Source organism: Jatrophihabitans sp. YIM 134969 (assembly GCF_054456675.1).
On the sequence record NZ_JBTJEQ010000027.1, the window covers coordinates 41592 to 66829 of the forward strand.

A 25238-nucleotide genomic window follows, 5' to 3' on the forward strand; every position below is an offset into this window, starting at 1 on the left:
TGTGGTCGCTCAGCCGTCGATGTTGCCGATCGGCTCGCGCTTCTCGGCCTGGAACCGGTCCTCGGTGCGGCCGTACGCCCAGTAGCCGGAGATCGAGACCTGGTCCGCGTCGGTGGTGAGGTCGCGCAACACCTTGCGGACGGCCTTCATCGACTCCCGCTCGCCGTGGGCGAAGACATCGACCCCGCCGGTCGGCCAGGGTCGCGCCGCCAGGGCGTCCGCGAGCAGGCCCGGCTGCGACCCGGGTTCCGGCCGTTCCAGCCAGACGATCTCGATGCCGGACGGCACCTCGGCGTCGAGGCTGCCCTCGACCTCGCTGACCTCCAGCAGCGCCACACCCCGGGCGTCGCGAGGCAGGGCGTCGAGGGCGGCGTTGATCGCGGGCAGGGCCGACTCGTCGCCGAGGAACACGTGCGTGCCGTGCTCCTCGCTCGGCCGGTAGGCGCCGCCGGCGCCGCGCAGCCGCAGGGTCTCGCCCGCCTCGGCGGCCCGCGCCCACGGCGCAGCCAGGCCGAGGTCGCCGTGGACGACGAAGTCGAGGGTGAGCTGCTGGTTGACCGGGTCGCTGCGCCGCACGGTGTAGGTGCGGGTGACCTGCTGGCCGTCGGTGTCGGCGAAGAAGATCTTGACGTACTTGTCGGTGAAGTCGTTGTCGTTGTACTGGGCGTAACCGTTGCCGCCGGCAACGATCCGCACCATGTGCGGGTTGAGCTGGATGCGGTCGAGCACCTGGAGCTCCGCCGGGGGGCGGGCCTCGCGTCGACGTCCTGCGTCTGCCATACGATGTGAGCCTCTCTGCTGGCAAGGCAAGCCTAACTCGACTTCGGGGTGAACGGTGACAGGCGTCGCGACCATCGTGTGCCTCGCCCTGGCCGTGGTCGTCATGGCCGTGGCGGGCTGGCGGGCGTCGCGCGACCGACCGGTCGAGCGCACCGAGCTGATCGCCGCCGGTGTCCTCGAACTCGCGGTGCTCGTCTACGTGGCCCTCCGGGTGGTCGACCTCGCCCGCGGGCACGAGACCTCGGGGCTGGGCATCGTCGTGGTGTACCTCGTCGGCATCGCCGTGGTGGTGCCGGTGGCCGGGTTCCTCGCCCTGGCCGAGCAGTCGCGGTGGGGACCGGTCGTGCTCGCTTTCGGTGCGCTCGTCGTCTGCGTGCTGTTCGCGCGCCTCAACCAGCTCTGGAGCCCCGGTGGTTGAGCCTCGACGGCCGGCGCTGCGCACGGGGCCGGGCCGACTCCTCACCTTCTTCTACGGCGTGCTCGCCGTGGCCGCCACCGGCCGATCGGCCTACCAGCTCGCCACGATGTTCGACCGGGCGCCGATCGCCTACGTGCTGTCCGCGGTCGCCGCAATCATCTACATCGCCGCCTTCGTCGCGCTGGTCCGCGACGCGCGTCCGCTCGCGTTCGTCGCGTGCACCGTCGAGTTCGTCGGCGTCGTCGTGGTCGGCACGTTGAGCTACGCCGCCCCCGACGACTTCCCCGACGCGACTGTCTGGTCCGGCTACGGCAACGGGTACGGGTACCTCCCGCTCGTCCTGCCCGTCCTCGCCCTGCTGTGGCTGCGTCGGGCGTCGCGCCCGGTCGCTTAGAGCGGCAGCAGGTCGCGGGCGAGCTCGCGGGTGATCCGTTCGCCCGGGCCGCTCCCGGGGGCCGCCGGGAACCCGCCACGCGCGAACGTCGCGTTGAGGTGGTCGACGAACCACGTGCTGGTCTCACCCATGAACCGTCCGTCGACGCCGGCGTCGGGCACGACGATCCCGTACGGGTCCCCGCCGCTGACGTTGGCCTTGTGCAGCCGGTCCGGCGAGAGGGTCAGCACGAAGGGCTCGGCGTCGCCGCTCTCCGCCCACGCGGCGGCGTCGTCCTCGAGGGACGTCTGCCACGACCCGGCCGGGTAGCGCGTGCCCTCGACCTCGATCACCAACGGATCGGCCGCCGCGGACTCCGGCCACTCGGGGTGCGTCCCGACCAACCAGGTGTCCCCGACGACCGCCAGCCACGCCAGCAGGGTCATCGGCACGGCCCCGAAGCGTTGCATCAACCAACGATCCACCGCCACCGCGCCTGCGGTGGGAGGCACGTGCGGCACGGTCGGTGTGCGGTCGTCGTCGTTGAGGTGGAACCGGTAGCCCGACGCCGTGAGCCGCTCGACGAGGACCTCCACGTTCTGGCGAGCCCGGTGGGCCATCTCGTCACACACCGCCCGGACCTGGTCCGTCGGACCCGCGGCCGTGCCGCTGTCCCGCAGCTCCCGCCACACGCCGTCCCGTTCGCCGGCGCGGTAGCGGCTGAGCAGGTCCGGTCCGGTCACGTCCCCATCCTGCCGGGTCGGTCTCGACACCACCCACCCGACGCGAGCACACTCCGTTCCCGACAGGGGAGGTTCGTGGTGAAGGCGATCCGGCGGGAACGGAGCACCTCGGTGGCGCCCGACGGCACCGTGGTGTTCCTCATCGGCATGCGGGTGAACCGGCCGTGGAAGCTGTGGAAGTGGCTCCCGGTCGCTCGGCAGATGCCGCTCATGCTGCGGGAGCTCTCACGCCGCCCGGAACAGGGACTGTTGCAGGCGTCATCGTTCGTCAGCGGCCTGACGATCCTCACCCTGCAGTACTGGGAGTCGGCCGCGAAGCTCAACGCCTACGCCACCGCCCGCGACGCCGCCCACCTGCCCGCCTGGCGCGAGTTCAACCGCAAGGTCAAGGACAACGGCGACGTCGGCATCTTCCACGAGACCTACGTGCTCGGCACCCACGAGACCATCTACGTCAACATGCCCGAGAACTTCGGGCTCATCGGCGCCACCGCCGCCCAGCCGGTCGGCTCCCGCGGCCAGCGCGCGCTGCACCGCCTAGACCCCTCCGTCCCCGACGAGCCCGTGGTCGAGCCCTACTGACGGGCGGGTATGTCTCAGCCGGGCGTCGTGCCGTCGTCGGACTGCTGTCGTCCGCACCGTGGCGGAACGAGGCCCGGCCAGCAGAGCTGCGCGGGCGACTCGGCGACCTGGCGTCGGAGCGCCTTGATGCCACGTGCGGTCGCCACCTGCGCCTTCACCCCGGTGTCGCGGACGCGGTCGGCCACCCTGGTGGCGAACGAGGCGATGGGGACGCCGGGCGTGTTGACTCCGGCGATCATGAACCCGCCGACCGCGAAGCGGCCCTCGATGCTGACCGGGAGTGACCACGCTGGCGTCGAGCTCCGCCTGCGCTGCGGCTGACACGATGAGCACTGATCCGTTCACGGCGTCGACGCTGATGCGACCGCGCAGACTCTCGGTCGCGGTGCGATTGCGGGCCTCGATCGACACGAGGAGGCAGGGAAGCCGCAGCGGTCGAGGCCCGGAACACGAGGATCAGAACCGCCGGCCATCGGCGAGAACGCGTACCTCGAGTCACGCACACGCGCACGCTGCCGCCCGTCCCAGTCGCGGGATGACGACATGGACCGCGTGAGGCGCGTGGAGCGAAGACGCCACGGCTAGAAGGGTGGGTCGCCGAGCTCCGGTTCGGGGACGGGGAGTTTCGCCGCGGGTTTGCGGTGCTGCGTGCCGGCGGGGTCGGTCCAGATGCTGGAGTTGTCGTCGGGATCGCGTTCATGTGACCAGCCGCCCTCGTGTTTGAGGCGGTGATGGCGCCGACACAACGCGTCGAGGCACTGCTCCCGGGTCTGGCAGCCCCTGTCCCAGTCGTGGCGGTGGTCCAGGTCGCAGGTGACAGCCGGGCGGTCGCAGGTGGGGAACCGGCAGTACTGATCGCGGGCGATGACGAAGTCTTCGAGGTTCCGCGGCGGGCTGTACGTCTTCCGGCCGTAGTCCAGCAGCTGACCTGACGCGGGATCGACGAGCAGCCGTCGCCACGTGGCGCACTCGTCGTAAGCGATACGCCGGACGGTGGCGGCGTCGATCATGCCGTGACCGTGCAGGAACCCGGGCAGGTCATCGAGGCCCATCAGGGTGGTCCAGCCGACGACCACCTGGATCTCCGGACGCTGCCCGTGCATCCGCGGCGCCAAGCCCAGATCAGCGCTGGGTTCGGTGCTGGGTTCGGTGCCGGTGGATGCCGTGGCGGAGTCGACGGTGGTGGATTCAGTGCTGGTGTCGACGGTGGTGGGGTGCATCGGCCGCAGCACCAGTGCGGCCAGGGCGTCGGCACGCAGGTTGGCCAACGTCCGGTCGTCACCGGGTGTGTTGCGAGCCTTCATGGACCGGGCCTGCGCATCGACCCTCTTGGCGACCGCATGACCCTGCTCGGCCGGCAGTAGCGCCCACAACGAGCACATCCCGTCGGCTTCAGCCCGGACCCGGACGTCCCGTTCCCGCCGACGGGCCCGGTTGCGAGCCTTCGCGCCTTCCGGGTCCACCCGGATGATCGCGGCCTGCAACGCCCGCTCCAACTGCGACGGGGTCCGCCACCCCGGGTCGTCAACCACCTCACGCTCCACCGTGCGACCCACCTCGGGCTCGACCACCCGCAGAGTGTTGGCGGCGACGCGGGCGTGGTGCACCCCGATCGCCCCGATCCGCAGCTGCGCGGAGATCGCCGGGGCGACCTCGACCAGGGTGACGGCCTGCATCATCCGGTGGTAGGCGGACGTCCCCGCAACACCGAGGGCCAGGCCGAGTTGTTCGGCCCACCACTTCCCGGCGTCACCGTCGGGCTCACCACCGTCGGCCGGGGCGGCGTGGTCGCGGTAGGCGGCGACCATGACGTCGTTCTGGTGCGCGGTGCAGAACGCGATCATCCGCTCCCACCCGGCCACCGACGCGACCCGTTCCTCGTCGTCCAGAGCAGCGGGATCCAAGGCGAGGAGTTCACGCAGCAGGTCGAGCGAGGGAACCATCTCGTCGACCGCGACCATGCCCTCAGTCTATATCGAACGGACGGTCGAGGCAAGAGAATCACTCGATGAACACGAGCAATTCCGGTCGCGGCGCGCGAGACGGCGCCGCCGCCCGCAAGCGCAGACGGCCAACGAACGAGACCCCGCCGCGCACCTCGTAAGAGCCCGTCCTTGCGAAAGGAGAACCGTCGCCCGCCCACAGAACCCAGGCCGAGCGGAGACCCATCGAGCTTCTCGTAGGAGCCCGTCGTTGCAGAGCGAGAACCGCCACCCGCGAGCGAGCGCCACCCCCACACTCAACCCGTCGCGTCCAGGAGACCGACGCGAGGGGAACTCAGCGACCCTCCGCCAGATCCCGCAGGTTCAGCAGCTGCCGCCGCGCCATCACCAGATCTCCGAGCGAGACGAACGGCGCGAGCACCCGCCACCGCCCCATCACGATCTTCACCACCAACCGCGAGGAGGACGCGTCGACAGCGTCGACCACGTACGACATGACGGCGCCGAGGATGACGCCGGTGTACGAGTGCGGCGGGTCGACGTGCAGCACCTCGCCCTGCGGCCGGCCGGCGGTGGCGGTGAACGGATCACCCACGGCAGGCGGGGGAAGGTCGACGAGTGTCTGCGGCGAACGGCGGCCGAGGTTGTCGACGAGGTCGTAGCTGTAGGGCGCGAGCCGGATCTGCGTGAGCCACGGCCAGATCGCCTCGGGGGTGGCCTGCACGTCCACACCCCGCCACGCGGCGAGCACGGGGGACGGCACGACGTCGTCGCACGGGTAGTGCCGCTCGACCTCGGCCGGGGTGACGCCCCAGCGGTCCGCGATCACGCGGTGTCCGGCACCCGCAGACCGAACACCACGATGTCGTCCTCGTGTCCGCCCGCGGACGCCACCTCGACGATGAGCGAGAGCATCTCCTCCAGCGGTTGACCGCGGTGGTGCTCGGCGGTGGCGGCCAGGGCGTCGAGACCTTCGTCCAGCGCTTGACCACGGCGTTCGACGAGACCGTCGGTGAACAGCAGCACGGTCGAACCGGGCGCGAGGGTGGTGGTGTGCGACTCGCGACGGGCGCCGGTCATCATGCCGAGCAGGATGTCGACCGGACGCTCGAGGTACTCGGCCGGCCCGCTCGGCGGCAGGTACAGCGGCGCGAGGTGGCCGGCGTTCGACCACGTCAGCTCGGTCCGGCCGTCAGGGGTCGAGGACACCGTGGCCGCGACGGCCGTCGCCATGCGGTCGACACCGGTACGCGCCATGACCTGGTCCAGGCGGGTGAGCAGGCGGTCGGGGGAGTCGGGGACGTCCACGGCGAGCGCGCGCAAGGTGGCCTGCAGCCGTCCCATCACCGCCGCCGCGGCGGTGTCGTGGCCCGTGACGTCGCCGACGACGACCGTGAGGTGCTCGCACCCGTCGGGGGTCTCGGTGGTGGTGAACGCGTCGAACCAGTCGCCCCCGACGGCGTCGGTGACGTGGGCGGGCAGGTACCGCCCGGAGACGTCGAGCCACCCGACCTCGGGGAGGACCGGGAGCATCGCGGTCTGCAGGGTGCGCGCGACGTCCCGGCGTTCCGCCATGAGCGACGCCCGTTCCAGCGCCTGCGCCGTGTACCGCGCGAGTCCGAGCAGCAGGTCGCGCTCGTCTTCGTCGAACGGCTGCGGCGTGCTCCACATCAGCGTGAGGGAGCCGAACAGGCGGGCGCCGATCTGCAGCGGCAGGTACGCGAACGCGGTGCCGTGCACGGCACGGGCGACGTCGCCCGACCCGGGCGCCAACGCTTCGAGTTCCTCGACGGAGTGGACGAACAACGGGGCGCGGCGGGCGACGGCGAGAGCGGACGGCCGTGTCGAGGTCACCGGGAAGCTCTGCCCACCGGGCATGTTGTCGGCGATGTCGTCGGCGAGGTCCACGTAGGACAACGTCGTGCCGGTGTCGTCGAGCGTCGTGATGCCACCGAACGACGCGCCGAGCCATGTCGACGCCAGACGGGAGACGGCTGCCGCCACCTCCTCGGTGCTCGTCGGAGCGGCGAGCGCCTCGGACAGCGCCGACAGCACCCGCCACCGCTGCGCGGCGCGGTCCGAGGCCTCGATGGCCGCGCGCAACTGCAGTTCCGCCGACGCCGCAGCAGCGAGGTCCTGCAGCAACGCGAGCTCGTCGTCGGTCCACGTCCGGGGCTCGGTGTCCATCGCGCACAGCGAGCCGGCAACCGTGCCGTCGTGGTCGACGATCGGCCAGCCGGCGTACGCGGCGACCCCGAGGTCGGGGACCGCGAGGTTGCCCGCCACCCGCGGGTCGCGGACGGCGTCGGTGACGACGAACGGTTCGGCCCGGGCCACCACGTGCTGGCAGAACGAGTGCGACAGGGGCGTGGTCCGGCTCGACGCCCACGGCTCCGGCAGACCGTCGACGCCCGGGAAGACCTGCCGGTCACGGTCGACGAGCGAGACCAGCGCGATCGGCACGCCGATCACGCGCCGCACCACGGAGGCCAGCCGGTCGAAGGCGGTGTCGGACGCCGCCGGCAGCGGGGTGCTGACCGGGAGCAGGAGCGGGTCGACCGCGTGCTCGGTCGTCCCCGGACCAGCCGTCACGTGCGCGTCCCCCCGTTGCCGAACCGGGCCCCTTCCGGTCGAAGGATCGTACCGGAGCGCGAGGGGTCGCCGCCCGGCACGCGATCAGCTCGAGCGACGCACCCCGGGGTGCTCCGGGCCCTCGTCACCGTCGACGGCGGACTCGGCGTCAGCGGGGTCGATGTGCACCCCGGCGAGCGGGTCGCCCGCTCCGGTGCCGCTGACGGTCGGTGCCTCGCCCGCCGCCGGCGCCTCGGTCGGGGGCGCTCCACCGTCCGACGCCCGGGAGAGCGGGGACGACTGGTCGCGCTCGTACGCGCGCTGGTCGGGGTTGGCCGCGGCGTCGATGCCCTCGTGCGGCTCGGGCGGGAGTTGCTGGTCGGTCGGTTCGGTCACCTCGAGGGCGTACCCGGGAACGCCGGACTCTCACGGAGTGTGAGGCGCCGGCACGTGCGCTCCCGCCGAAACTGTCCGACGGCCTCGTTAGTGTCCGCACCCGTGTTGACCGTCCACCGCGCCGAGCGCTCCGACACGCTCGTCGCGGCCCTCGCGGACCACCTGCGGGTGGTCCCGGGCGACCCCTTCGAGCCGGTGCTGGTGGCCGTCCCGAGCAAGGGGGTCGAGCGCTGGCTCGCCCAGCGGCTCGGCCACGTGCTGGGCGCCGGCCCCGAGGGGGCGGACGGCGTGTGCGCGAACGTCACCTTCCCGTCGTCGTCCCGGCTGCTCGACGACGCCGCGGCGACGGCCGACGCCGACTACGGCCGCGCGGTCGAGCAGTGGAACCCCGCGGTGTCGACCTGGCCCCTGCTGCGCGCCCTGGACACCGCGGGTGCGGGCGATCCCTGGCACGACGTCCTGTCGGCCCACCTGGGCGCCGGCGGTGCCGACTCCGGGCGCCGCTACGGCGTCGCGTCGCGCCTCGCGCGGCTCTTCGACCGGTACGGTCGCTCCCGCCCCGACCTGCTCGTCGCCTGGGCCGCGGGCGACGACTCCGACCTGCCCGAGGACCTCTCCTGGCAGCCCGCGCTGTGGCGGCGGCTGCGGGAGGCGATCGGGCCGTCGCCCGCCGAACTGCTCGACCGGGCCTGCGCCGCCGTCACCCCGGGCCCGGGCTTCTCGGTCTTCGGCGCCACGCGGCTCTCGCCCGCCCGGGTGCGGGTCCTGCACGCGCTGGGCCGCGTGCGCGACGTCCGGCTCTGGCTGCACCACCCCTCGCCCGCGATGTGGGCGGAGGTCGCGGCCCGCCGCGAGCGGCCCGGTCCCCGCCGGCTGCTCCGGGCCGGTGCGCGTCACCCGCTGCTGGCCAGCACCGCGCGCGACGTCCGGGAGCTGCAACAGCTGCTCGCCTCCGAACCCTTCGACGATGTCCACCACCCGGCGCCGCCCACCGCCCCGTCCCTGCTCGGGGACCTGCAGGAGCAGCTGCGGCTCGACCGCCCACCGGCCCGCCGCGTGCCGGCGGATTCCAGCCTGCAGGTGCACACCGCGCACGGGGCGGCGCGGCAGGTCGAGGTGGTGCGCGAGGTCGTGCTCGGGCTGCTCGCCGCCGACCCCACGCTGGAACCCCGCGACGTCGTCGTCATGTGCCCGGACGTCGAGACCTTCGCGCCGCTGGTCAACGCCTCCTTCGGCATGACCGACGAACCCGGCGCCCACCCCGCGGCGGCGCTGCGCGTCTCCCTCGCCGACCGCTCGTTGCGCCAGACCAACCCCCTGCTGCGTCTGATGTTGCAGCTGCTCGACCTCGCGGGCGGGCGGATCACCGCCAGCGCCGTCCTCGACCTCGCGTCCGCCGCCCCGGTCCGGCGTCGGTTCCGGTTCGACGACGACGACCTCGAACGGCTGCGGGACTGGACGGTCGGCGCCGGTGCCCGGTGGGGGCTCGACCGCGCCGACCGCGTTCGGTGGTCCCTCGACACCGTCGAGCAGGGGACGTGGCGGTGGGCGATGGACCGTCTGTTGCTCGGTGCAACGATGGAGGACTCCGGCGGTCACCTCGACACCGTCGTCCCGGTCGACGACGTCGACAGCGGTGACATCGACCTCGTCGGCCGCTTCGCCGAGTTCGTCGACCGGGTCGACGCCGCGGTGCGGGCGGTCTCGGGCCGGGCGACCGTGCCGGCGTGGGCCGAGACCCTCACCGGCATCGTCACCGACCTCGGAGAGGGTGACGCCGTTTGGCAGGCGGCGCAGGTCCAACGCGAGCTCGACCAGATCGCCGAGGGGGCCGTCGGGAGCGGCGCCGACTCGGTCGAACTCGGTCGGGCCGACATCGTCGCCATGCTGGGGCAGCGGCTGGCGGGTCGGCCCACCCGTTCCAGCTTCCGCACCGGGACGCTCACGGTGTGCACGCTCGTCCCGATGCGGGCGGTGCCGCACCGGGTCGTCGTGCTGCTCGGCATGGACGACACCGCCTTCCCGCGCCGCGGTACCCCCGACGGTGACGACCTGCTGGCCCGCGATCCCCGCAGCGGCGAGCGCGACCCGCGCTCGGAGGACCGGCAGCTGTTCCTCGACGCCATCGGGGCGGCCACCGACCACCTGGTCGTCGTCTACACCGGGCACGACCCCCGCACCGGCGCCGTCGTCCCGCCGTGCGTCCCGGTCGGGGAGTTGCTGGACGCTCTCGACGCCACCGTGCAGGGCGGTGCCGCCGCGGTGGTGCGGGCCCACGCGCTGCAGCCGTTCGATCCGCGGAACTTCGCCGTCCCCGCCCCGTTCTCCTTCGACCCCTCGGGGCTCGCCGGCGCGGAGGCCGCCCGTGGCCCGCGCACACCCGCGCCACCGTTGCTCGGTGCACCACTCCCGCCGCCCGAGCTCGACCCCACCGTCCACGCCGTCGAACTCGACGAGCTCGTGCGGTTCTTCGAGCACCCGGTCAAGGCGTTCCTGCGCCAGCGACTGGAGATCGCGACCGCCTTCGACGACGACGAACCGTCGGACTCGCTGCCGATCGAGACCAGGGGCCTGCCCGAGTGGAAGGTGGGCGCGCGGGTGCTGGCGGCGAGTGCGCGGCCCGGCGCCGACCTGCCCCACGTGAAGGACCTCGAGATGTTGCGCGGTGACCTGCCACCCGGTGCGCTCGGCGCGGCGCGGTGGCGGGAGATCGGCCAGCGGGTGGTCGCGCTGCTCGCGGCGTCACGGGAGGAACGTCAACGGCCGGCGGGTGATCCCGTCGACGTGCGGGTCGACCTCGGTGAGCACGGCGAACTGGTCGGCACGGTCGGCGGCGTCCACGGGCGGACCGTGCTGTGTCTGTCGTACTCGTCGATCGCCGCGAAACACCGGTTGGCGGCGTGGATCCGGCACCTCGCCGTCGTCGCGTCGCGAGGCGAGGACGACTGGACGACCGTGGTGGTCGGCCGGTGGGGCGACGGTGCGGGTCGCCGGACGTTCGCGGAGATCCGGCCCGGTGAGGCCCGCGAGATCCTGCGTCGGTTGGTGACCATCCGCGCACTGGGGTTGTGCGAACCCCTGCCGCTGTTCGCGCGGACCTCGGCCGAGTACGCCGAGGCTCGCCGCCGCTTCGACGCCGAGACCGCGTTCGGCAAGGCCAACCGGTCGTGGGCCACCGACCGGTTCACCACCGAACGCAGCGACTCCGAGCACGTCCTGGCCTTCCCGGGCGTCGCCGAGACCTCGCTGACCCAGTTCGCCTTGGGCGTCGGCGGTCCCGCCGCCGACCCCGCGACCTACGAGGGTGAGGCCACCCGGTTCGGCGCGCTCGCCCGCCTGGTGTGGGAACCGTTGCTCGCGGCGGAGCGCGCGTCGTGAGCGGCGAGGCGTTCGACCTGCTCGGCCCGCTGCCGACGGGCACGACGGTGTTGGAGGCGAGCGCCGGCACCGGCAAGACGTTCACCATCGCCGGACTGGTCACGCGGCTGGTCGCCGAGGGCGTGACCCCCCTCGAGCAGCTGCTGGTCGTGACCTTCGGCCGCGCCGCCACGCAGGAACTGCGGGAGCGGGTGCGCGAACGGCTGGTCACCGCCCGCGACGCCCTCGCCGATCCGGCGGCCGCCCGCGCCGCCACCGGGGACACCCTCGCCGCGTACCTCGCGACCGGCGCCGCGGCGGACGTCGCCGAACGGCACCACCGACTCGTCGAGTCGTGCGCCCGTTACGACTCCGCCACGGTCGTCACCACGCACGGGTTCTGCGAGCAGGTGCTGCGCAGCCTCGGCACCGCGGGCGACGTCGACGACGACGTCGTGCTCGTCGAGGACCTCGACGACCTCACGGTCGAGGTGGTCGAGGACTTCTACGTGCGCAAGTGGGGCGTGCCGAACGCCCCGCCGCCGGTCATCACGCTCGCCGAGGCCCTCGAGCTCGCCCGGCGCGTCGTCGGTGACCCGAGCGCCGCGCTCGTCCCGGACGCCAGCGACGACGACACCGCCCGGACCCGGTACGCGTTCGCCCGGGGCGTGCGTGAGGAGGTGGAACGCCGCAAGCGGCAGCGGCGGGTCATCGGCTTCGACGACCTGCTCACCCGCTTGCAGACCACCCTGGCCGATCCGCGCACCGGGCCGCCCGCGAAGGCCCGGCTGCGCCAGCGGTTCAGCACCGTGCTCGTCGACGAGTTCCAGGACACCGACCCGGTGCAGTGGGACATCCTGCGTACGGCGTTCCACGGCCGCGCCACCCTCGTGCTGGTCGGCGATCCCAAGCAGGCGATCTACGCGTTCCGCGGCGCCGACGTCTACGCCTACCTCGAGGCCGAGGCCACGGCGGGCGAGCGTCGCACGCTCGACCACAACTGGCGCAGCGACCCCGACGTCCTACGCGGTCTCGCGGGGGTGTTCCGCGGCGCGGCCCTCGGCGATCCGCGGATCGTCGTGTCCGACGTCGCCGCAGGACGCGCCGGGCGCTCGCTCGCCGTGGGCGGCGCCCCGGTGCGGTTGCGGCTGCTGCGCTCCGGCGCGGAGACGGCCGTCGGCCCGCTGCGCGAACTCGTCACGGCCGACCTGGTCGCCGAGGTCGTCGCGCTGCTCGACTCCCGCGCGTCGCTGACCCCGCGCGGACGCGGTCAGGCGCGTCCGGTGCGGCCGGGGGACCTGGCCGTGATCGTGCGGACGGGAGCTCAGCTGGACCTGGTGCACGACGCCCTGCGCGAGGCGGGGGTGCCTGCGGTCCGGCGGGCGACCTCGAGCGTGTTCCGGTCGTCGGCCGCCCGCGACTGGGTGGTGCTGCTGGAGGCGCTCGAGCAACCGCACCGCCCGGCCCGGTTGCGGCGGCTCGCGGTGTCGTCGTTCGTCGGGTGGGACGCCGCGGCGTTGTTGGACCGACCGGCCGTCGACGCGCTGGGGGAGCAGCTCCGACGCTGGATCCAGGTCCACGCCGAGCGGGGCGTGGCCGCGTTGTTCGAGACCGTCAGCCGCGACCGCTCGCTCGCGGCCCGTCTGCTGGCGCAGGTCGACGGCGAACGGGACTTCACCGATCTCCGGCACATCAGCGAAGTGTTGCATGCTGCATCGATGGCCGAGCAGCTCGGCCTCACGGCCGGTCTGGAGTGGTTGCGGCACCACGTCGAGGAGTCCGGTACCGACTCGGCGGTCGAACGCAGCCGGCGGCTGGACTCCGACGCCGCCGCGGTGCAGTGCGTGACCATCCACTCGAGCAAGGGTCTGGAGTTCCCCGTCGTCTACGTCCCCTTCGGGTGGGACCGCTTCGTCCCCGACCGCGAGGACATCCCGCTGTTCCACGACGACGCCGGCCGTCGGGTCCGCGACGTCGGCGGGTTCCGACACCGTGGGTTCCCCGACAGCCTGCGCCGCCACCGGGCCGAGGAGTTCGGCGAGGACCTGCGGCTGACGTACGTGGCCATGACCAGGGCGCAGGCGCAGGTGACCGCGTGGTGGGCGCCGTCGCGCAAGAACACCCCGTACGCACCGTTGCACCGGCTGCTGTTCTGCCCCGACCCCGCCGTCGGTCCGCCGGAGCAGGTGACGGTCCCGAACGACACCGCGGCCTTCACCGCGGCGTCGACCCTCGCGGTCGAGGGCGCCTTGTCGGTCGTCCAGGTCGAGCCCCGCCCGGCCGCCCGGTGGCAGCCACCGGGCGACACCACGCAGGCGCTGGAGCTGGCCCGGCTCGGCCGCGGCCTCGACACCGCGTGGCGCCGGACGTCCTACACGTCCCTCACCGCCGCGGTGCACGACTCCCGGCCGGCGATCGGGAGCGAACCGGAGTTCCCGGAGAAGGACGACGAGCCCGAGACGCCCGCGCCGAGCGAGGCCACGACCTCGGACCTGCGGGACGTGCCGTCTCCGTGGGCCGACCTGCCCGGTGGGGCCGCGTTCGGCACGACCGTGCACGCCGCCCTCGAGGAACTCGACACCGAGGCCGCGGATCTCGATGCCGAGGTCCGCACCCGGGTCGGCGCGGCGCTCGCCCGTCACGGAGTGGGCGCGATCGACGCCGAGGTGCTCGCCGCCGCGCTCGCCACCGCCGTGCGGACCCCGCTCGGTCCGCTGCTGGACGGTCGCTCGCTCGCGCGGATCGCGCCCGCCGACCGGCTGGCCGAGTTGGAGTTCGAGCTGCCGCTCGGCGGCGGGGAACGGCCACGGCGGTCGTCGACCCTGCGTGACCTCGCCCGCGTCTGGCGTGACCACGTCGGCCCTGAGGACCCTCTCCGTCGCTACGCCGAACTGCTGGCCGATCCCGTTCTGGGGGCGGCCGACCTGCGCGGCTACCTCACCGGCAGCATCGACGCCGTGCTGCGGGTGAACGGGCGGTACGTGGTCGTCGACTACAAGACCAACCGACTCGGCGTGCCCGAGGTTCCGTTGACGGCCTGGGACTACCGCCCGGACGCCATGGCCGACGCGATGGTCCAGGCCCACTACCCGTTGCAGGCGCTGCTCTACGAGGTGGCGCTGCACCGCTTCCTGCGGTGGCGGGTGGCGGACTACGACCCCGAGGTCCACCTCGGCGGGGTGGCCTACCTGTTCCTGCGTGGGATGACCGGCGAAGGGGTCGTCTTCGACGACGGCAGCGTCCCCGGCGTCTTCGACTGGCGGCCGCCGGCCGGGTTGGTCGTGGCGGCGTCGGACGTGTTGGCGGGGGCCGCGGGATGAGCACGCCGCTGCTGGCCCGTGACGCCCCCGGTCTGCTCGGGGAGTTCGCGGCGGCCGGGATCCTCGCGCCGGCCGACGTCCACGTCGCGCGTCGGCTCGGAGCGCTGGCCGGTGAGACCGACGACCGGGTCCTGCTCGCCGTCGCGCTCACCGTCCGCGGCACGCGCAGCGGGTCGGTCGTGCTCGACCTCGAGACCGCGGCCGCCACGGTCACCGCTGACGTCGACACCGACGCCGAACCCGCGCCCGGAGTGGTCACCGCCGCGGCCGACCTGCCCTGGCCGGACCCCGAGCCGTGGACCGTTGCCTGCAGCACCAGTCCGTTGACCCGCGGCGGCGACGACCCGGACGACGCCCCCGTCCGTCAGGTCGGGCCGCGGTTGTGGCTCGACCGCTACTGGCAGCAGGAGAAGCAGGTCGCCGGCGAGCTCCGGGCCCGCGCCGCGCGCCTGTTCCTCGACCTCGATCTCGACCGGCTGCGCGCCGACCTCGCCGCCCTGTTCCCGGGCGCGGACGAGCAGGACCAGCGCGCGGCGTGCGACGTCGTCGCGTCGCGGCCGTTCGGCGTGGTCGCGGGCGGGCCCGGCACCGGCAAGACCACCACGGTCGCGCGGTTGCTCACTGCGATCTACCGGCAGCAACCCGGGCTCCGTATCGCGTTGGCGGCGCCGACCGCGAGTGCGGCGGCGCGGCTCGAGGACGCGGTGCACCGGGCGACCGGGCCGCTCTCGGACGTCGACCGCCGCCGGCTGCAGGAACTGCAGGCGTCGACCCTGCACCGGCTGCTCGGGTGGCGGCGCTCGTCGAGCCGGTTCCGGCACGGCCGCGACAACCGGCTGCCGTTCGAGGTCGTCGTGGTCGACGAGAGCTCGATGGTGCCGCTGACGATGATGGCCCGGCTGCTGGAGGCCCTCGGCCCCGACACCCGCCTCATCCTGCTGGGCGACCCCGACCAACTCGCCTCGGTCGAGGCGGGCGCGGTGCTCGGTGACATCGTCGCGGGCGCCACCACCGCTGCCGACTCGCCACTGGCGGGCGCGGTCGCGACCCTCGGCCGGGTCCACCGGTTCGACGCCGAGGGCTCGATCGCCCGGTTGGCGGGCGCCGTGCGCGAGGGCCGGACCGACGACGTCCTGGAACTGTTGCATGATGCACCAGATGCCATCCGGTTCGTCGAGACGCCCGACGACGGCGTGCTCACCGGCGACGCGCTGACCGAGCTGCGCTCGCTGGTCGACCGCACCCGCGCGGTCGTCGACCACGCCCGCGCTGGCGACGCCGAACAGGCCCTCCACGCGCTGGAGGCCCACCGGCTGTTGTGTGTGCACCGCCGGGGGCCGCGCGGTGAGCGCTGGTGGGCCGAGCAGGTCGAACGCTGGCTGCTCGGCGACCACCCCTCGCTGGTGCCCCGTCTCGACGGCCGCTACGCCGGTCAGCCGCTCATGGTCACCGCCAACGACTACGAGAACAACGTGTTCAACGGCGACACCGGTGTGGTGGTCGAGCGCGACGGTGACCTCGCCGCCGCGTTCCGGCGGGGTGCCGCGACGTTCACGCTGCCGCTGACCCGGTTGGGTGACGTGCGCCCGCTCTACGCCATGACCGTGCACAAGGCGCAGGGCAACCAGTACCGCGAGGTCACCCTGCTGCTCCCGCCCGCCGACTCCCCGCTCGCCACCCGGCAGACCTTCTACACCGCTGTCACGCGCGCCTCGACCCTCGTGCGGGTCGTGGGTTCCGTCGACGCCGTGCGCGCCTGCGTCGAGCGGCAGGCCGCCCGCGCCACCGGCCTGCGCGACCGCCTCGCCGACGCCTGACCGGATCCCACGAAGTCGAGCGAGCCGCTGTGGTCGGTCGCGCCGGGTGTGGGCGACCGGACGTCGACGTCGGTCACCACAGCACCTGGCCCACGGGCTGGACGGCGGGCGGGGCCGTGGCGCCCAGCGACTGCAGCAGATCGATCTCGATCGTGCGGCAGATCGTCGTCATCGGCACGTCGTTGACGTCGTCGACGAACGGATCGGCGAGCTCCCGCCCGACCTGGACGGCGAGCAGGAACATCACCCCGACCAGGCCCGAACCGAGGGGGGTCAACCACTGCAGTTGCGGGACGATCGCGAACGGGAGCACCGCGCAGAACGCCCGGGCGAAGAACGACGGCAGGAACCGGTACTGGACCGGCAGCGGGGTGTTCTTGATCCGTTCGAGCCCGCCCTGGGCGTCGGTGAGCAGCGCCAGGGTCGCCTCGATCTGGGCGCGAGCGACGTGGTCGACCATGCCCCGCCGGTGGGCCTCGGCCAGCAGCCGACCCGTCTCCAACAGCACGGCGGTCTGGCGGTTGGTGGCGCCGACGACCCGCGTGTACGCGCCTTCGGTGAGGTACACGTCGAGCTCGCGCGGCGGCTCCTGCTGACGCAACGCCGTCCGCAGCACGTGCACGTAGGCGATCTGGGCGCGCACCATCTCCGGTCCGATGTCGGCGCGGCCGCCGGCGACGGTGCCGTCGAGCAGGGTCAACGCCTCCCGGGCGAGGGTGCGGGAGTGGTTGACCACCGAGCCCCACAGCGTGCGCGCCTCCCACCAGCGGGCGTAGGCGGCGTTGACCTGGAAGCCGAGGAACAGCGCGACCGCCGTGCCGAACAGCGTGTACTGGATCGTGATGCCGGCCAGTCCGCCGATCTTGGCGTACCAGGCGAGGGTCACGAGGACGTCCCACAGGAGCATGACGACCACGGGGACGAGCAGGCGGCGCAGCGTCGACCCGCTGCGGGGCACGGCGGACACGATCACGGGCGACTCCTCGGGGGCAGCACGACTCCCGGGGAGTCGCTCGTGGGTTCGGCGACGATGCGGCATCCCGCCGATCTCCACCGGGATCCCCGGGGTCGGCCACCTGCTACCTGTGAGTAGGGCGTCCCGTGGTCGGGGTCACGCACGGGCGGCCGTGCGCGACATCGTCGACGTGTGACCTGCGGCGCAGCAGCACGAACCCGAACCGGACGCTGACGCCACCGGCCATCGACGCGCGTCCCCACGGGGTATCTGAGCGGCATGCTGCACCAGCTCGCCGCGAGCGGCGGTCACCACACCACCCTCGGACACTGGGGATTCGCCGTCGTCGGCGCGTTGTGGATCGTCCTGGGTGGCCTCCAGGCGGCCAAGCCGGACGTGGGGTGGCGGATGCGCCGGTGGCAGTACCGCAACCCCGCCGCGGTGCAGCCCAGCGACCGCGCCGTGAAGGTCACGCGGGTCGCAGGCTCCGTGGCCGTCGTCGCCGGGATCGCGCTCGTCGTCGCCGCGGTGGTCACCGCCTGACGACGGTCTCCGCGCTCGCGCCCGAGGGGCTCAGGCCGGCGGGACGAAGCGTTTCGTCAGGCCGCTCCAGCAGTCCTGGTAGTCCTCCTGGCGCTGCGGGAGGTCCGCGGCCCACTGCGTGACCCGCTGGGGGTAGCGCGTCTCGAACATGAACGCCAACGTGTCGCGCATGCGGGTCGGTTCGAGGTCGACGGTGCTGTGGTGGGCGTAGGCCTCGGCGTCCGGGCCGTGGGGGGTCATCGAGTTGTGCAGGCTCATCCCGCCGGGGACGAACCCGTGCGGCTTGGCGTCGTAGACGCCGCGGACGAGGCCCATGAACTCGCTCATGACGTTGAGGTGGAACCACGGCGGTCGGAAGGTGTGCTCGGCGACCTGCCACCGGTCGGGGAAGATCACGAAGTCGATGTTGGCCGTGCCGGGCGTCTCGGTCGGCGAGGTCAACGTCGTGAAGATCGACGGATCGGCGTGGTCGAACAGCAGCGGCCCGACGGGCGAGAACCGGGTCAGGTCGTACTTGTAGGGCGCGTAGTTGCCGTGCCAGGCCACGACGTCGAGCGGGGAGTGGCCGATGTCGGTGCGCCAGAACGCGCCGCCCCACTTCAGGGTGAACGTCGACGGCGCGTCGCGGTCCTCGTACGCCGCGACCGGCGTGAGGAAGTCGCGCGGGTTGGCCAGGCAGTTGGCGCCGATCGGGCCGCGCTCGGGCAGGGTGAACGCGCCACCGTGGTTCTCGCAGACGTAACCACGGGCCGGGCCGTCCAGCAGGTCGACCGCGAACTTGCAACCCCGGGGTATCACCACGATCTCCGAGGGTTGCGCCTCGATGACGCCGAACTCGGTGCGGAACCGCAGGCCGCCTTCCTGGAGCACGATCAGCAGTTCGCCGTCGGCCACCGCGAGGTACTCGTCGACCATGGAGGCCGTCACGAAGTACAAGCCCGCGCCCATGCCGTTGTGGGTGCCGACGTCACCGGCCGTGACCACCGTGCGCACGCCGTCGAGGAACGTCAGCGGAGTGTCGGGGATCGGGACGGGATCCCAGCGCTGCTGCCCCGGGGGCAGGACGTGCTCGCGGGTCGGGGCGCTCACCCACAGCGGCACCTGGACCCGGCGGAAGCGGCCGTGGTGCAGCACGGACGGCCGGATCCGGTACAGCCAGGACCGCTCGTTCGACACGCGCGGCGCCGTGAACGGTGAGCCCGAGAGCTGCTCGGCGTAGAGGCCGTGGGCGACCTGCTGCGGCGAGTTCTGTCCGACGGGCAGGGTGCCGGGCAACGCCTCGGTCTCGAAACCGTTGCCGAATCCGGTGAGGTACGCAGGCGACGACGCTGTCACCCGGTCATCCTCCCGCATCTGCCGACGCTCACGGCTGCAGGAGGTCGCGAACCGCCTGCCAGGCGATCTCGGTGTCGTCGATGCGGGCAGGCGCGGCGCGGAGTTGCTCGACGTACAGGGCGGTGTCGGTGAGGTCCCAGCGGTGGCGGTAGAGCGTGAGGACGCCCGCGTCGACGACCCGGCCGCTGCGGGCGGTGTAGCGGGCGAGATCGGCCTCGGGGAGCCGCCAGAGGTCGCGCTCGCGTGGAGCGAGCAGCGCGGTGTCCCAGTCGACCAGCGCGACGCCGCCGACGGTGGCGAGCAGGTTGCCGGGCTTGACCTCGCCGTGGGTGACGACGAAGCCACCGCGGTCCACGGCCGCCACCCGGTGGTCGTGGTCGGCGAGCGCGTCACGCACGCGCGGGGCGGCGGTGGCCAGGGCCCGGCGCAGGTCCTCGGCGTACGGGCCGTCGGACCACGGGTCGTCGAGCTGCGCGAGGGCCTGCTCGAGCGCCGCCCGCGCCTCGACGGCCAGGTCGTCGGAGCCGGCCACCCACCGCACCGAATCTGTTGCACCGTGCAACGCCGCCAGCAACTCGGCGACGTCGTCGCCGTGCGCCGGGTGGTCGGTCGCGTCGGCGATCCAGGGCGTGACCGACACCGCGAACCCGCCGAACTGCACGGCCACGTCGCCCAGCTCGGAGGTCACCGGCGCGACCACGAAGTCCAGGCCGGCGTCGCGCAGGGCGGCTGCGGTCCGGAACGCCGGGTCGAGGCGGGGGTCGGCCCGGTGGGCCGTCACGAACCAGGCCCGTCGGCCGGCCACCGACGCCCACCAGTGGTGCGCGCCGAACCCCACCGGGGCGTACGCGAGCTCGACCCCGGTCAGCCCCCACTCGACCGCGAGGACGGCGGTGAGGTCGGACGCGTCGAGGTGGTCCGGCGGAGTCCGCACGGCGCGGAACGTCAGCGGCGGCTGCGGGCCCGGACGCCACCGGCGACCGCGGTGATCGCGAACAGCACGAGCGCGACCACGGCGAGCCACAGCAGGGCCTTGACCACGAAACCGATCACGGCCAGCGCGATCCACACGACGAGCAGCACACCGATGATCGTCAGCAGACGGTTCTTGGTCACGCTTCAGGCCTCCACGGTCAGGGTCGCGGTGAACGGAGCGGTCGAGTCCCCGCCCGCGCCGACATCCACCACTGTCGCATCCAGTACCCAGTCGCGCACGCCTGCGTTCCAGTACCGGAGCTCGGCCCGGCCGAGGGGGAAGGTCACGACGCGGGACTGCCCGGCCTCGAGGGTCACCCGCTCGAACCCCTTGAGCTCGCGCACCGGTCGTGATGCGGTGCCGTACCGCTGATGGACGTACAGCTGCACCACCTCGTCGGCCGTCCGGGAACCGGTGTTCGTGACCGTGACCGAGACCGTTGCGGCGTCATCCGGTCCGATCGACGCCCGGTCGAGGGTGACGTCGTCGTAGGCGAAGGTCGTGTACGAGAGTCCGTGGCCGAAGGGGTACAGCGGTGTGCTGGGTTCGTCCCAGTACCGCGCGTCCTGGTTCTCGGGTTCGTGCGAGATCGTGTGGCTGGAGACGATCGGGACCTGGCCGACCGAGCGCGGCCAGGTGACGGGCAGCTTGCCGCCGGGGGAGACGTCGCCGGTCAGCAGCTTCGCGACCGCCGCGCCGCCCTGGGTGCCGGGGTACCAGATCTGCAGGATCGCCGGGACGTGCTCGGCCGCCCACCGCAGGTCGACCGGCCGACCCGACAGCACGCAGAGCACCACGGGCGTGCCGGTGGCGACCACGGCCTGCAGCAGTTCGAGCTGCCGACCGGGCAGTTCCAGCGATGACCGTGACGCCTGCTCGCCGACCATGTTCTGCCACTCGCCGAGCACGACCACCGCGACGTCGGAGTCCGTGGCCAGCGCGACCGCCCGGGCCAACTCGGCGTCGTCGTCGAAACCCTCGGGAACGACGGGCTTGTTGCCCCCGTGCGCGTCGAAGATCGACGGCGTCGGGCGCACCACCGGGCGCACGCCGGTCGCGTACTCCACCGCCACCCCGTCGAGCCGGGAGCGGAGGCCGTCGACCACCGTGACCGTCTCGTCGAGGTCGTAGTCGAAGACCCACGGCCCGAGGATGTCGCGACGGGAGTCGGCGAGCGGCCCGAGGACTGCCACCCGGTGCAACGATCCGGCGTCGAGCGGCAGCACGCCGCCCTCGTTGCGCAGCAGCACCGCGCTGCGCTCGGCCGCGATCCGGGCCGTCTCGCGATGGGCCGGGTCGTTCAGGACCTCGACCGCGTGGGCCTCGTCGACGTAGGGGTCGTCGAGCAGGCCGAGCCGCACCTTGGCGGTGAGCACGCGTCGGACCGCCTCGTCGAGCACCGCGGGGTCGAGCGCCCCCGACTCGACCGCGGCGGGCAGGTGGGCGAAGGCCGGGTCGAGCATGGCCATCTCCATGTCGGTGCCCGCGCCGACCGCCCGCACGCCGGCGTCGGCGAGGTCGGCCGCGAACCCGTGGGTGACCAGGTTGCGGACGGCGTTGGCGTCGGACACCACGAACCCGTCGAAGCCGAACTCGTCACGGAGGACCTCCGTGAACAGCCAGCGGTTGCCCGAGGCCGGGATGCCGTTGAGGTCCATGTACGCCGTCATGACGTTGCCCGCGCCCGCCTCGACCGCGGCCCGGAACGGCGGCAGGTAGACGTTGTGCAACTGGTGGTCGGAGATGTCGGCCTCGTCGTAGTCGCGGCCACCGACCGCCGCGCCGTAGCCCGCGAAGTGCTTGGGGCCGGCGATGACCCGCTCGGGGTCGGCGCCGGGCGTCGGTCCCTGGAACCCGCGGACCTGGGCCGCGCCGACCGCTGCGCCCAGCACCGGGTCCTCCCCGGCGCCCTCGACGATCCGACCCCACCGCGGGTCGCGGGCGATGTCGACCATCGGGGCGAAGGTCCAGTGGATGCCGACCGCGCGCGCCTCACGGGCGGCGACGGCCTGGCCCGCCTCGATGACGGCCGGGTCCCACGAGGCCGCCATCGCGATCGGCACGGGGAACACGGTGCGCAGCCCGTGGATGACGTCGTAGCCGAACAGCACCGGCACACCGTGGGCGTTGCCCTCGACGGCGAGGCGCTGCAGCCGGTTGGTCTCGGCGGCGTCGTTGACGAACAGCAGCGACCCGGCCTCGCCCCGCGCCAGCGCCGCCTCGACGAGCGCGCCCTGCTGCGACGGCGCGATGTCGTCGGGCGCGGCGTCGTCGTCGGACAACCCCCCGAAGTAGAAGTACTGGGTCAGCTGACCCGCCTTCTCGGCCGGTGTCATCGCCGCCAGCAGCGCCTCGACCCAGGTGGACACGTCGTCGTCGACCATCCCCACACCTTGCCGCACCGCTCGGACTGGACAACCGGGCCCGCCAGGTGTTTACATGTGACAAATCGTTACAGTGACAACCTGACACAGACACCCCGGAGGCCCCGATGACCGCCGTGCTGCCGATCGAGGACACCAGCCGCCGCCTGCTCGACTCCGCGGCCACGCTCTCGTACGACCCCGACGCCGAGATCGACTGGGACGCCCCGCTCGACCCCTCCCTGTACGGGCTCAACCCCGAGTGGTCGACCCTCCACGGGACCGCGCTCTGGGACCGGATGACCGAGCAGCAGCGGGTGACGCTGACCCGCCACGAGGTCGCGTCGATCATGAGCACCGGCATCTGGTTCGAGATGATCCTGCAGCAGATGATCCTGCGTCACGAGTACCGCAAGGACCACGCCAGCAACGAGTTCCGCTTCGCGCTCACCGAGATCGGCGACGAGTGCCGGCACTCGGCCATGTTCGCCCGGACCTGCCAGGCGCTGGGCGCCACCGGCTACTTCCCGTCGCGGCCGGCGGTCGAACTCGGCCGGGTCTACAAGACCGTCGCGCACGGTGAGCTCGCCTACGCCGCGATCCTCGTCGCCGAGGAGGTCCTCGACGTCATGCAGCGCGACTGGATGCGCGGGGAGAACGTGCTGCCGATGGTCCGGACCACGAGCAAGATCCACGTGGTCGAGGAGTCCCGGCACATGAAGTACGCCCGCGCCGAGATCCGCGACCTGCTCGAGGGGGCCGGTCGCGCGCGACGCCTCGCCGGCGGCGTCGTGATCGCGGTCGCGGCCAAGATCATCGTCGACAACATGGTGTCGCCGGAGGTCTACGCGGCCGCGGGCCTCGACCGGGCCGAGGCCGTCGCCGCCGCCCGCGCCAACCCGCACCGGGCCGTGATGCTCCGGTCCAGCTGCACCCACCTCATGGCCTTCCTGGGCGAGGTCGGTCTGCTGACCCCTGCGGCCGTGCGCGTGTACCGCGCCGCGCACATGATCTGACCGCGTCGGACCCGTGCCCCACGTCATCACCTCCGGGTGCTGCAGCGACGCCTCGTGCGTGTCCGTCTGCCCGGTCGACTGCATCCACCCCACGCCCGACGAACCGGGCTTCGGGACGACGGCGACGCTGTTCGTCGACCCGCGGTCGTGCATCGACTGCGGCGCGTGCGTCGACGCCTGCCCGGTCGACGCGATCGCCCCGGCCGACCGGCTCCGGCCGGGGCAGCAGGTCTCCATCCTGCGCAACCGGGCGTTCTTCACCGACACCCCGGCGCCGACGCCCGCGGCCGTCCCGACCGGCACCCCACCGCGGTTCCCGGCCTCGGTGCCGCGCGGCCGTCGTCTCGAGGTCGTCGTGGTCGGCGCCGGTCCCGCCGCGCACTACACCGCCGACCTGCTGCTGCGGGTCGCGGGCGCCGAGGTCACGCTGCTGGACCGACTCCCCGTGACCGGCGGGCTGCTGCGACACGGGGTCGCCCCCGACCACCCGGCGACCCGCCGCCTCGGCGAGCGGTTCACGGGTTTCCTGCACAACCCGCGGCTGCACCTGCTGCTCGGCGTCGAGGTCGGCCGCGACGTCTCGGTCGACGACCTCGCCCGTGACGCCGACGCCGTGGTGCTCGCCGTCGGCACCCCCGACGGCCGTCGGCTGGACGTGACGGGGGAGGACCTGCCCGGCGTGCTGACGTCGACGGCGTTCGTCGGCTGGTACAACGCTCACCCCGACCGTGAGATCGACGGCCCGGAGCTGACCGGTGCACGGGCCGTCGTGGTGGGCAACGGCAACGTCGCGCTCGACGTCGCCCGCATCCTCGTCTCCGACCCGGCGACGCTCGCCACGACCGACATCGCCGACGACGCCCTCGCCGCCCTGCGTGACAGCCGCGTGCGCGAGGTCGTGGTGGTCGGCCGCCGGGGGCCGGCCGCCGCCGCGTGCACCCCCGGTGAGCTGTTCGACCTGCAGCACCTCGACGGCGTCGACGTCGTCGTGGCCGACACCCCCGGCATCCGCGACCAGCTCGGGGCCGCGCCCGACTTCGCGGCGTTGCCGGTGGTCACGGTCGACCCCGCGGCACCGCCCGCCGGTCGTCGACGCATCGTCTTCTGGTTCGGAGCCGCCCCGGCCGGGATCGGGGGCGAGGGTCGGGTCGAGCGCGTCGAGCTCGCCCGCACCGCCCCGGACGACGGCCCGACCGTGCCGCTCGCCGCCGGCCTGGTCGTGACGGCCATCGGTCACGTCGGGCGCCCGCTGCCGGGTGTCGCGTTCGACCCCGCCACCCACACCGTGCCGCACCGGGACGGCCGGGTCCTCGACGCGCCGGGCGGCATCCCCGTCCCCGGGCGGTACGTGGTCGGCTGGATCAAGCGCGGTGCGAGCGGCGGCATCGGCGCGAACCGGGCCGACGCCGCCGAGACGGTGGCGTCGATCCTCGCCGACGCCGCGGCCGGCACGTTGCCACCCCGCCGCGGGTCCGGGCGATCGCTGCGTCGGCGCCTGCGCCGGCAGGTCCCGGGTGTGGTCGACCGCGAGGGCTACCGGGCGATCGACCGGGCCGAGCGGGCGGCGGGTGCCGCGGCCGGGCGACCGCGGGTGCGCTTCACGACCGCGGCCGAACTCCGGGCCGCCGCCACCGGGCGCTGAGCGCCCAGGCGCCGGCCCCGCCCTGTGCCGCGCTCCCGACCAGGCCGGGCGCGGCCGGCCACCCGGCGGTGCCGGTGACGTCGGCGGGCGCGCCCTCTGCCGGGAGGT

At 73.3% G+C, this 25238-nt stretch carries 21 protein-coding genes; 9 read left to right on the forward strand and 12 right to left on the reverse strand.

Going from position 1 to position 25238, the window contains the following annotated elements; all coding sequences use genetic code 11:
* Positions 1 to 9: 9 nt before the first annotated feature.
* Complete coding sequence (locus ACXR2U_RS14900; protein ID WP_458825847.1) at positions 10 to 780, reverse strand: siderophore-interacting protein; 771 nt, start codon at positions 778 to 780, stop codon at positions 10 to 12.
* Positions 781 to 835: 55 nt separating this feature from the next.
* Here ACXR2U_RS14900 and ACXR2U_RS14905 point away from each other — a divergent pair, with 55 nt between their 5' ends.
* Positions 836 to 1198, forward strand: a complete 363-nt coding sequence (locus tag ACXR2U_RS14905) for a hypothetical protein (RefSeq protein ID WP_458825848.1) — start codon at positions 836 to 838, stop codon at positions 1196 to 1198.
* A complete protein-coding gene (locus ACXR2U_RS14910; protein ID WP_458825849.1) occupies positions 1191 to 1592 on the forward strand; it encodes a hypothetical protein in 402 nt (133 codons plus the stop codon). Before ACXR2U_RS14905 ends, ACXR2U_RS14910 begins: the two co-directional genes overlap by 8 nt.
* On the opposite strand, the gene ACXR2U_RS14915 is transcribed toward ACXR2U_RS14910, so the two are convergent.
* Positions 1589 to 2314 (reverse strand): hypothetical protein, encoded by a 726-nt coding sequence (locus ACXR2U_RS14915; RefSeq protein ID WP_458825850.1) that lies wholly within the window; start codon positions 2312 to 2314, stop codon positions 1589 to 1591. The two genes, ACXR2U_RS14910 and ACXR2U_RS14915, sit on opposite strands and share 4 nt — an antisense overlap.
* A gap of 75 nt (positions 2315 to 2389) precedes the next feature.
* Between ACXR2U_RS14915 and ACXR2U_RS14920 the strand changes: the two genes are divergently transcribed.
* Entirely contained in the window at positions 2390 to 2896 is a 507-nt protein-coding gene (locus ACXR2U_RS14920; protein WP_458825851.1) for a DUF4188 domain-containing protein, read from the forward strand.
* Between the two features lie 14 nt (positions 2897 to 2910).
* On the opposite strand, the gene ACXR2U_RS14925 is transcribed toward ACXR2U_RS14920, so the two are convergent.
* The 5 genes from ACXR2U_RS14925 to ACXR2U_RS14945 all read right to left on the reverse strand — a co-directional run bounded on the left by ACXR2U_RS14925 (position 2911) and on the right by ACXR2U_RS14945 (position 7806).
* Positions 2911 to 3135 (reverse strand): hypothetical protein, encoded by a 225-nt coding sequence (locus tag ACXR2U_RS14925; RefSeq protein ID WP_458825852.1) that lies wholly within the window; start codon positions 3133 to 3135, stop codon positions 2911 to 2913.
* 342 nt (positions 3136 to 3477) lie between these two features.
* A complete protein-coding gene (locus ACXR2U_RS14930; RefSeq protein WP_458825853.1) occupies positions 3478 to 4857 on the reverse strand; it encodes an HNH endonuclease signature motif containing protein in 1380 nt (459 codons plus the stop codon).
* Between the two features lie 316 nt (positions 4858 to 5173).
* Positions 5174 to 5668, reverse strand: coding sequence for a polyketide cyclase (locus ACXR2U_RS14935; RefSeq protein ID WP_458825854.1), 495 nt, complete (start codon positions 5666 to 5668; stop codon positions 5174 to 5176).
* Positions 5665 to 7431 (reverse strand): GAF domain-containing SpoIIE family protein phosphatase, encoded by a 1767-nt coding sequence (locus ACXR2U_RS14940; RefSeq protein WP_458825855.1) that lies wholly within the window; start codon positions 7429 to 7431, stop codon positions 5665 to 5667. Before ACXR2U_RS14940 ends, ACXR2U_RS14935 begins: the two co-directional genes overlap by 4 nt.
* A gap of 84 nt (positions 7432 to 7515) precedes the next feature.
* Positions 7516 to 7806 (reverse strand): hypothetical protein, encoded by a 291-nt coding sequence (locus ACXR2U_RS14945; RefSeq protein WP_458825856.1) that lies wholly within the window; start codon positions 7804 to 7806, stop codon positions 7516 to 7518.
* A gap of 102 nt (positions 7807 to 7908) precedes the next feature.
* On the opposite strand from ACXR2U_RS14945, the gene recC reads away from it, so the two are divergent.
* Genes recC through recD form a run of 3 tightly spaced genes read left to right on the forward strand, consistent with a single transcriptional unit; the run spans position 7909 to position 16300 of the window.
* Positions 7909 to 11184: an exodeoxyribonuclease V subunit gamma gene (gene recC, locus ACXR2U_RS14950; protein ID WP_458825857.1), complete on the forward strand. Its 3276-nt coding sequence runs from the start codon at positions 7909 to 7911 to the stop codon at positions 11182 to 11184.
* Entirely contained in the window at positions 11181 to 14483 is a 3303-nt protein-coding gene (locus tag ACXR2U_RS14955; RefSeq protein WP_458825858.1) for a UvrD-helicase domain-containing protein, read from the forward strand. The genes recC and ACXR2U_RS14955 overlap by 4 nt, the downstream gene beginning before the upstream one ends.
* The gene (gene recD / locus ACXR2U_RS14960; protein WP_458825859.1) at positions 14480 to 16300 is read left to right on the forward strand and encodes an exodeoxyribonuclease V subunit alpha; all 1821 of its coding nucleotides are present in this window, start codon (positions 14480 to 14482) and stop codon (positions 16298 to 16300) included. Before ACXR2U_RS14955 ends, recD begins: the two co-directional genes overlap by 4 nt.
* A gap of 73 nt (positions 16301 to 16373) precedes the next feature.
* Here the strand turns inward: recD and ACXR2U_RS14965 are convergent, their stop codons facing one another.
* The gene (locus tag ACXR2U_RS14965) at positions 16374 to 17273 is read right to left on the reverse strand and encodes a bestrophin family protein (protein WP_458825860.1); all 900 of its coding nucleotides are present in this window, start codon (positions 17271 to 17273) and stop codon (positions 16374 to 16376) included.
* A 261-nt stretch (positions 17274 to 17534) separates the two neighbouring features.
* Between ACXR2U_RS14965 and ACXR2U_RS14970 the strand changes: the two genes are divergently transcribed.
* Complete coding sequence (locus tag ACXR2U_RS14970; RefSeq protein ID WP_458825861.1) at positions 17535 to 17798, forward strand: DUF6199 family natural product biosynthesis protein; 264 nt, start codon at positions 17535 to 17537, stop codon at positions 17796 to 17798.
* A gap of 30 nt (positions 17799 to 17828) precedes the next feature.
* Here ACXR2U_RS14970 and hmgA read toward each other — a convergent pair whose 3' ends face one another.
* From hmgA to ACXR2U_RS14990, 4 genes are read right to left on the reverse strand one after another with little or no spacing between them, the layout of a single operon-like run.
* Complete coding sequence (hmgA, locus tag ACXR2U_RS14975) at positions 17829 to 19151, reverse strand: homogentisate 1,2-dioxygenase (protein WP_458825862.1); 1323 nt, start codon at positions 19149 to 19151, stop codon at positions 17829 to 17831.
* A gap of 10 nt (positions 19152 to 19161) precedes the next feature.
* Complete coding sequence (locus tag ACXR2U_RS14980) at positions 19162 to 20067, reverse strand: aminoglycoside phosphotransferase/kinase family protein (RefSeq protein ID WP_458825863.1); 906 nt, start codon at positions 20065 to 20067, stop codon at positions 19162 to 19164.
* An 11-nt stretch (positions 20068 to 20078) separates the two neighbouring features.
* Complete coding sequence (locus tag ACXR2U_RS14985) at positions 20079 to 20249, reverse strand: hypothetical protein (protein WP_458825864.1); 171 nt, start codon at positions 20247 to 20249, stop codon at positions 20079 to 20081.
* A gap of 3 nt (positions 20250 to 20252) precedes the next feature.
* Positions 20253 to 22493, reverse strand: coding sequence for a glycoside hydrolase family 3 N-terminal domain-containing protein (locus ACXR2U_RS14990; protein ID WP_458825865.1), 2241 nt, complete (start codon positions 22491 to 22493; stop codon positions 20253 to 20255).
* A gap of 107 nt (positions 22494 to 22600) precedes the next feature.
* On the opposite strand from ACXR2U_RS14990, the gene ACXR2U_RS14995 reads away from it, so the two are divergent.
* Both ACXR2U_RS14995 and ACXR2U_RS15000 read left to right on the forward strand, forming a co-directional pair.
* On the forward strand, positions 22601 to 23488 hold the full coding sequence (locus ACXR2U_RS14995; protein WP_458825866.1) for an AurF N-oxygenase family protein: 888 nt from the start codon (positions 22601 to 22603) through the stop codon (positions 23486 to 23488).
* 13 nt (positions 23489 to 23501) lie between these two features.
* Positions 23502 to 25130: a 4Fe-4S binding protein gene (locus ACXR2U_RS15000; RefSeq protein ID WP_458825867.1), complete on the forward strand. Its 1629-nt coding sequence runs from the start codon at positions 23502 to 23504 to the stop codon at positions 25128 to 25130.
* The last annotated feature ends 108 nt before the right edge of the window (positions 25131 to 25238 follow it).